We start from the raw sequence: 8,140 nt of genomic DNA on the forward strand, positions 1-8,140 counted from the left end.
GGATTACCCCTAGGACCTGCGCTCGCGTCCATTAAACAAGGCGGCCCTCAACGGAGGGATACCCTCGATCTCAAGACAGGACGCTTCCGCACGCTACGCCCTCGATAGTCGCTAGATGCCCGCCCCAAGCGCCCTACCGCGCGAGCGGTTTAGTCCTCTGGCTCGTTTAAGACCTAGCCACCGGTTCGGTGAATGTCCGCTTCCCGGGGAAGACCTGAAGCGTCGGTCACACTGTCAAAACGAATAATGACCCCGAAACAGACACTTAACGGGTCGCTTCCAGTTCCCGTTTGCTCGATTTCCCATTCTGCCTTGGGCCACTGCCCTGAACTTACTGGAACTGTGCGGCGCGCCCGACATTGATGATACCTAAACCGGCCCAACGGTGCACCTGACTGCCTGCGGCAGGTTCAATTGTCCCATGAGCTGTTCAGGCCACAAGAACAGGTAGAATATGCTTTCGGCTCCACGACACATTGCTGGTAGATTGCGGCGCTACATCTCCCGCCGCTTATACGGTGATCCAAACGACTATCTAAAGCTATGTTCCGGCGTGATCCATGTCGGAGCAAATACTGGTCAAGAACGAGACCTCTACACGCGGCACAAGCTCAAAGTGGCGTGGATAGAGCCTATACCAGAACAGTTCGAAAGCCTTCAACGAAACGTCCGTTCCCTGCCAGACCAGACGGCAATCAATGCGCTGATCGCGGATGCGGATGGCAAATCCTGTACTTTTCATGTCGCGAACAATAGCGGCCTTTCGTCGTCCATTCTGGATTTGCACAGCCACAAGGACATTTGGCCGGATGTACATTACATCCGCGACATCAGCATGAAGTCTTCGACCTTGAAGACCGCTCTGGAAACGTGGGGGGTTGATCCCGGTCGATACGATGCTCTTGTATTAGACACTCAGGGCTCGGAATTGTTGGTTCTGCAGGGCGCGAAGGAAATTCTACGGCAATTCAGATTCATTAAGACCGAAGCGGCAGACTTCGAGTCATATCGGAATTGTGCGACGGTCGACCAATTATGCTCGTATCTGAAGCCTTTTGGTTTTCTGGTGAAGCGCAAGGACCGGTTTGCAAAGCGCGCGTCCGGTGGGGCCTATTACGACATCTTGTTCGAGCGCGCCTGATCGACTTCTGCAAAGGCAGAGTCGAAGATGACCGTTGGCAGCGCCTCGCCTCATCCCCGTGACGCTCGCATCCAGGCGTCCCGCTCCCCTCGTTATAAGACTCTGCAGCGAGGCAACGAGGCGTTAGAAGCCGGAGCGACGTCTCACTGCTTTCGCCAGGACCCCAAGGTTTCCGCGCAGATGTCTCAGCGCAATTGCCGCACTTTTGCCTTCAGTGACTTCCTGTAGCTTATACTCAAAGTAGTCGGGCAAGACGCGGTCTAGATCGAAGGTGCTGGTTACAGGGGAATAACCTTCGGGATAATAGCCCTCCCGACAATACACGAGAGGGTTCTGTCTATACCAAGGCAGAATCCGGCGATCACGGTATATCTGCGGTCGGACGCAATCGAATGCAACGTAACGATGGCTACTAAAATGCTTTGCCCAATAGGATTGCCACTGCTCGTTCAGATGGTTTCTACCGCCTTGACCTTTGACCGCAGCGGAGAACAGCACAACGGGTGCGGCGTCCACGAGGGCGGAAACGAATTCGTTGGCGCTGCTCTCGGGCAAATGTTCCGCGACCTCTAACGAGCACGCCAAATCGAATTTGCGGCCGACGTCGGTGATGGCTCGAAGGTCCATAGGTTTGAACCTTTCGGACGGAATTCTGAGCTGATCCCGTGGCACGTAGTCGCCGTCAATTCCGAGATAATCGCTTACACCGTTCGTAGCGAATTCATGCAACCAGCCCCCGACGCCACAACCGACATCAACGACCGAATTCACTTTGAAGAGTCGAAGAATCAACGGGACAATCACCGACGCAGCCTCGAAAGACCCGCCTGATTGCTCCTTGAAGAAATGCGATCCGTAGTACCCAGCTACAGAATTCTCCATGTCGGCACCTCCGCAAACCGACGTTGCGACACGCCGCCGCGTGGCGTCAAGGCCGTCTCAACTCATCAATCGAGAGGTTCCGAGAGCGTTCCCCCTCCCAAAATGCGAACAGCGGCCGCCGGAACCAAATGCCATGCTTATTTTTGGTCTCCGAGTTGCGCTCTGCGCATGCACCGCGAAGCTGTCGGCGAGAACGAGGCATCGCCGTTCGGGGCTCGAGCCCCCGCGCCAGTACGGCGACGTATTGCGTATCTTGGCGACTGGCGGTCCAGCGCGTGCGCGGCGGTGGCCGCATGCCCAAAGCATCGGCGGTAAGTTGCCGACGTAGCGGTTGATGACGCGGAACAGCACGGCTATGGCGGCTTGGCTGGTCGTGATCGAATGCAAGTTACGCACGAAGATGGCGCCTACCTAATCGCGTGCTTAATTTGGCCTATCGAGCACGAAAGCTTGAACGGACGCCGCGACGGTTGATGTCGCCTGTTGGCCCCGAAGGCGAAGGTCGCCTGAAGACGTGTCATGTCGGCTGCCAGTGGCAAACCGGATGCCGATCCGGCTTAGCGTCTACCGCCGGTTTTGACCCAACCCGGACTTTCGCCGCCTTCGTCGTCGCGGCGGCTATTGGGGCAAACCGGAGCTGCTGCGCTAGTAGCGTCGGGGCGCGGGGTCAAAAAACAAAATCGGCCGCGTAGCCCCCGGGCCGCTAAGCCATCAGCGAGTGTTTATGGCCGATACCGTTGAAGGTCGGCCTCACTAGCGCCAGGTCAGAGAACCTCGTCACGCTCATCCCATCGGCTCGGCCGCCATGCTGCCGCAGCACCGCCTCGCGCTCTTGGGCATAGGCCCCACGTAACAGCGACAAAAATTTGTAGCGATCGGGCTGCGAAAGCGCCCGCCACGCCCGCCAAACATGCTCTAACCGGCCCTTTATCTATTTCCCGGAGCAACAAAAGCGAGGAAACGCCCGCGCCAGATATCCGAAAGGGGTGCGGTCGCGCGTCCCCGAGCTTCAAGGCCCGCTTCGGAGGACCCGCCAAAGCGCCGACACAAATTTCGAGAGTGGCCGGGATGGCGCATCGCCCTGGCGATGCAGCGCGGGAGACGGTGCGTCGCCGTCTAATTCGGTCAGCCGCTCCACCATGCCTTCCAGACGCGATGGTAACGGGGTGAGATCGTCCGCAAGCGTCCCGCGAAGCTGCTGGCCGATCTCGTCGCAGATCGCCCGGCGATGCTCCGGGTTTAGATCCGGGGCCGAACCATGGGCGCGGGTTGGTGGGCTGTCCGCCATCGTTGCGACCGCTCTGGATGTGCACAGCTTCCCTGCCGCCTTAAACGCGTAAGGCCTTTCGTTGCTCCTGCGAGGGCCGTTCTTTTTGTTCGTGGTCCGCCCGCTGGTGCGGCGCATTCGCATTTCTACGGATCGCTAACCGAGTTCCCATGCTATTATGCGCTCCCGCGTGGGCTTAGGAGGCAAGAAATGTCTACCTACCTGCGATTACAAACCGTCGATCTAAAGCCGGAAATGGTCAGCCGCATCACGGCAGCTTACGAGCGGGCGCTCCATACGCTGTGCGTCCAGGATCGCGACGACCCGCTCACGGAAATGGTCGCGAGCAAGATCATCCAGATTGCGCAAAGCGATGTCCTTGCCCCGGCGGAAATTGCGGCATTGGCGATCAGGGAACTCGAAATGCGTTAGGCATCTTGTGCCTAAACGCGCTTGGAACTGAAACATTCCCAATGTCGGGAGGTTGGCTATTGGCTTCGGGGCTTCGCAACTTGCGAGGCGCACAATGACCCATCTACCGGCAGGCGACGTGTTTCTCACCGTTGCCATTATGGGCACCACGTTCCTGATCGAGGTCGCTTTTTTGCCTTGATCGGGATGTTCTGAACAGATCCGGCACGGAACATAGGACGCCTCAATTCCGGCTAGTATTTTTCAAAGTTCCCGCAACCATCCGCGCTCGTTCGGCGTCTCTCTTAATTGCGGAGCGCGTTATGGACGATGACGAGGATCAGCGAGAGCTTCAAGATCAGATCATGCGCTACCGCATGATGGAGCGCGACGTCACCGATCCCCTCGCACTCGGCCTCCTGCACGACATCGTTGCCGAGTTAGAGACGGCGCTGCAAGCACCCAACGAGTAGCGGGATCATGCAAAGGGCGGGCAGCAATTTCGGCCTGCCGACTGTCTTAGGTCGCGTTGCATCCAATTGTGTTTGCAGCCAGTGGTAAGTCGTTTCGCGCTATACTTGAATTTTTGGCTTTGGCGGCGGCACTCTTGAGTTGTTCGACGAAGTATTGCCGAAACAGACGGCTGCTATCCGCCGATTATTCTGACATTCATCGGGCTTGGCGCTGCGGCCCTCATTCCGCCGGCAGGAGGCGCGGGGCTACTTCTTCAACAGTATCCCCATCGCTCTTGCCATTCGCCTCACTGATCCGGCGTGACGGCCCAGCTCGGCTGCTATCTTCGATACGCCAGCTCCTGCCCGGGCCAGCTTGAACAATTGCTTGACCTCGTGCTCGGCCCATTGCTTTGGCTTCGGTGCTTTCATGGTGCGGCGCTCAAACCCTGCCGACCACTTAACCAGTGCGCCTGGCTGCCAACACTTGGGAAATTTACGGGTGGTGCCTGCCACCACGAGGCTCAACGGTGCGGCTTTGCCGCTCGCGAGATGGGCGTGTGCGGCGTCCTGATAATTTCGCGAACTCCATCAGGGACCGGATCGGCGCACGGATAGTTGGCGTCGCGGGCGTAGGTAGGTCCGCTATCAAGGGTAGATCGCACCTGCCGTATGCGAACGCCGGACCGCCGCTTTTGATCCACTCCGACTCTTTGAGACCGGGACGTCACACGTCACTCGGTCAAGCGGGCAGCTACTCGATCAGCAACATGCCACGCTTCTTATCCCCATCCCAAGTATTCAATGCATCGAACAAGCGCGTGCGCTCCACAAGCCATGGACGGTAATCGCGATTGACGTCCAGGACGAAAACCAGATCCCGGTTTTCGAGATATCCGCCTATCGGAGAGTGATGGCCACCCCCCGCTCCAAAGATCATCTTCCGATCGAAGTTAATGATGTAACGGTGGGCTGGATCATTGGAGCGCTTCAGATGTTCTCGGAATTCTTCTGCACTCATGTCCCGAAGTATGATCACGCTACGACGTGTCTTAGCGCGCGCGAGACCAGCAAGCTCATCTAACGTCAGGCCTATTATGCAGAAGCCAGTCCAGCAAGGGCCCGTTCCGGCCAAAACGGATCTTTCGCTTGCGGCCTCCTCGCCGAACGAACGAAATACGTTGGCTAGACTGGACGGGCCGCAAAGAGAAGCGTTGGACTGCCAAGAAACCTCATGCCTAAATGATGCGGCAGCCGGCAACTTCCACGCGCGTTCGACAGCGTCATCTGCGTGGATCACCGATAACTCAATTGCCTCTGGGCTAACCTTTGTTCGGCTTACGATTACTTCCACACCGCCCAGGGCGAGGACGATCGCCATTGCGGCGGCGAGGGCGGCCGTCCAAACCTTGGTTTTCAACTTCATTGCGGCGCGAGCTCCTGATACCGGATAATTTCCGCCTTAAACAATCGGCCTCAATTCTGGTAAGACCTCGGCACGTCCCGATAAGCAGCTCAACTCTAGGATACATCAGACTGTGGAGGGGGTATGGTCGCTAATGGCCCTTCACGACGGTTTGCGCGACGCCTGAATATTTCCGAAATTGAGGGTAGTCCGCACTTCGGCTGCTAACGGCGCTAAAACCCGACGACACGCGGACAGCCCAATTCGGTCGAGATTGACCCCTAGCCGCTTTCGAACCGCCCTGAGGGGATCTTGGTGGTTGGGCGGGGTCAGGCAGTGTGGCATAATCCACGACGTGGATCCGTTAAGTCCATTGCTTCTTTGTAAAAGGAGAATTGTCATGTCCACGTACATGCTTCTCTGCAATTTTACCGAGCAAGGTGTTCGGAGCATCAAGGAAATGCCGCAGCGTCGAGCGGCCGCCAGGGAGTTGGGCAAAAAGTTTGGCGTTGACATCAAGGCCGGCTATCTCGCCATGGGAACATATGACCTCATCATCCACACCGAGGCCACCGACGATGAGGCCATGGCCAAGTTTCTCTTGTCGCTGGCCGCCATCGGGAACGTACGGACGACTTCGGTCAAGGTGTTCCCGGAAGCGGACGTTGACAAGATCATCGCGGGACTTGCGTAGGCTAAAGCAAATCAAAACAAAGGTCAGTTGTTGGCACATAGCGTCGGCCAGCACAGCGCAGCGACATGTCTGAAGTTGACGATAGACCGGAAGTGACAAGCCGACCTTCAAAACAACGCTTTTGACCCTGGCTGCGTGAAAACGCGAAAGATCGAAACTCAGCTAGAATCTAAGTTCAATGCGCTTGCGAGTTTGACCGCGAAGACAGTCTGAGCGAATAACTTGTTCTATCGCCGCCAAGCGTCCTGGCGTTTTCACACAGCCAAGACCCAAAGCTGTCATTCGAGCGACGAAAGCTGATCATCAACGGAGAAAATGATTGCCGATGATCTCACTGACGTGCAGCAGGATCCGACCTGTTCGTGCTTCCGGGGCCGCCGTGCACCCTTTCGTCTCCTCCTGCACCTCCGCTATTAGGTCAGTAGTACTGCTGGAGGGCCCCGCGTTCCGAAAGTTGCCAAGCGGCCCTGCTTTGGTCAAAACTGAATTGAGTGTTTGGCGGGTCGTCGACGTAGTGGGAATGCGATCACCCTCTTTCGGGTGACATTGGACGGTGGACCGGGACCCCCACCGGATTTTTGAGGTGCCCACCGCAAAGGCTTGTGATGGAAAGGGCGCGGGTTGATAAAGTCAACATTTCCGCTTTTGGCAGCGCTCGGAGTGCTGCAACCTACTCGGTCGAGCTTTTTATGGTCGCCGCGACTTACATTGGCCTTGCCGGGTCCGCGCAATTTTTGCCCGCAGTGAATCCGGCCGCGACGCCACTGTGGCCACCGACCGGGTTTGCGCTCGCGCTGGTCCTGCTGCGCGGCTACCGGATTTGGCCCGCGATTTTGGTGGGGTCTCTTTCGCCCTACCTCATGGCCGACCGATCGCTCCTGGAGTTGGGTTCCATTGGGATCGGTACTCTCCTCGCTGCGTTTGCCGGGACATGGCTGATTAGTCGCTGCGCGAACGGTCGCCAGACGTTTGGTACCCCCTCTGGTATCGCGAAGTTTGCAATCATTTCCTTTGCGCCGACCACGATCATCAGTTCCGCCATCGCTCTGGCAGGAGTCATTTTCGCCGGCCAGCCAGTCATTTCCGATTCTGTCGCCACCTGGTTGACCTGGTGGCTTGCAGACGCTGCCGGGACGTTAGTGATTGCTCCGGTCGTCGTGCTCCCGACGATGAAGCCCTTACCTCGTTCCTCCAAATGGAATCTGCTGGAATCTATCGCCGTCTTTGCTCTCGTGAGCATAATCGGGATCGTTGCTTACAGCCCGCTCATCGGCAGTGATCTTATCGGCAACGACCTCAACGTGCTGCTGCCGTATCGGAGCCTTCTTGGCTTTCTCGTTTTGCTACCGTTGATGTGGGCCGGTTTGCGCGGCAATCGATGCAACGTCGCCACGGCCGCGCTCATTTTCTTCGGAATGGCCGTGTGGGGTTTCTCGGTAGGTAGCGATCCATTTCCGAAAACGGATCCGAACGGAGCCCTATTATCGTTACTTGTGCTTTCGATCAGCGTACCAGTGCCGCCTCTTGTTTTGGCTGCTGCAATTGCGACACGCCAAAATACTCAAGCCCATTTGCTTTCTGTTCAGGACCAACTGAACCGTCAGATTGAACGGAAAAATTTGGCGCTCGACAGCGTTAGACGCCACTTCCAAGTTCTCATCGAAGGCGTTGTCGACTATGCAATTTTTGCCGTTGATAAAGAAGGGCACGTTACAAGTTGGAACAGCACCGCAGAAAAAATCATCGGCTACACCCCGGAAGACATTATTGGCAAGCATTTTGGGACATTTTATCGACCGGATGAACGCCGCGCGGGCTCACCAACCCACGCATTGGAGTCGGCAATCCAAAGAGGCAAGCACGAAGTCGAGGGTTGGCGCATCAGAAA

The 8,140-nt window shown here is 57.0% G+C and carries 7 protein-coding genes; 5 read left to right on the plus strand and 2 right to left on the minus strand.

Annotated elements, in window-relative coordinates; all coding sequences use genetic code 11:
• Window positions 1-487 precede the first annotated feature (487 nt).
• The gene (locus tag FXV83_RS39600) at window positions 488-1,141 is read left to right on the plus strand and encodes an FkbM family methyltransferase (RefSeq protein ID WP_187436480.1); all 654 of its coding nucleotides are present in this window, start codon (window positions 488-490) and stop codon (window positions 1,139-1,141) included.
• Window positions 1,142-1,264: 123 nt separating this feature from the next.
• Here the strand turns inward: FXV83_RS39600 and FXV83_RS39605 are convergent, their stop codons facing one another.
• The gene (locus FXV83_RS39605) at window positions 1,265-2,023 is read right to left on the minus strand and encodes a methyltransferase domain-containing protein (protein WP_148745475.1); all 759 of its coding nucleotides are present in this window, start codon (window positions 2,021-2,023) and stop codon (window positions 1,265-1,267) included.
• 1,477 nt (window positions 2,024-3,500) lie between these two features.
• On the opposite strand from FXV83_RS39605, the gene FXV83_RS39615 reads away from it, so the two are divergent.
• Complete coding sequence (locus FXV83_RS39615; protein WP_148745476.1) at window positions 3,501-3,722, plus strand: hypothetical protein; 222 nt, start codon at window positions 3,501-3,503, stop codon at window positions 3,720-3,722.
• A gap of 302 nt (window positions 3,723-4,024) precedes the next feature.
• Window positions 4,025-4,174, plus strand: coding sequence for a hypothetical protein (locus FXV83_RS43320; protein ID WP_187436481.1), 150 nt, complete (start codon window positions 4,025-4,027; stop codon window positions 4,172-4,174).
• 733 nt (window positions 4,175-4,907) lie between these two features.
• Here FXV83_RS43320 and FXV83_RS39625 read toward each other — a convergent pair.
• On the minus strand, window positions 4,908-5,579 hold the full coding sequence (locus tag FXV83_RS39625; protein ID WP_148745477.1) for a phytochelatin synthase family protein: 672 nt from the start codon (window positions 5,577-5,579) through the stop codon (window positions 4,908-4,910).
• Window positions 5,580-5,958: 379 nt separating this feature from the next.
• Between FXV83_RS39625 and FXV83_RS39630 the strand changes: the two genes are divergently transcribed.
• Complete coding sequence (locus FXV83_RS39630) at window positions 5,959-6,252, plus strand: GYD domain-containing protein (RefSeq protein WP_148745478.1); 294 nt, start codon at window positions 5,959-5,961, stop codon at window positions 6,250-6,252.
• 605 nt (window positions 6,253-6,857) lie between these two features.
• On the plus strand, window positions 6,858-8,140 hold a 1,283-nt coding region (locus FXV83_RS39635; protein WP_148745479.1), incomplete at its 3' end, for an MASE1 domain-containing protein.

Source organism: Bradyrhizobium hipponense (genome assembly GCF_008123965.1).
Taxonomy (GTDB): Bacteria; Pseudomonadota; Alphaproteobacteria; order Rhizobiales; family Xanthobacteraceae; genus Bradyrhizobium; species Bradyrhizobium hipponense.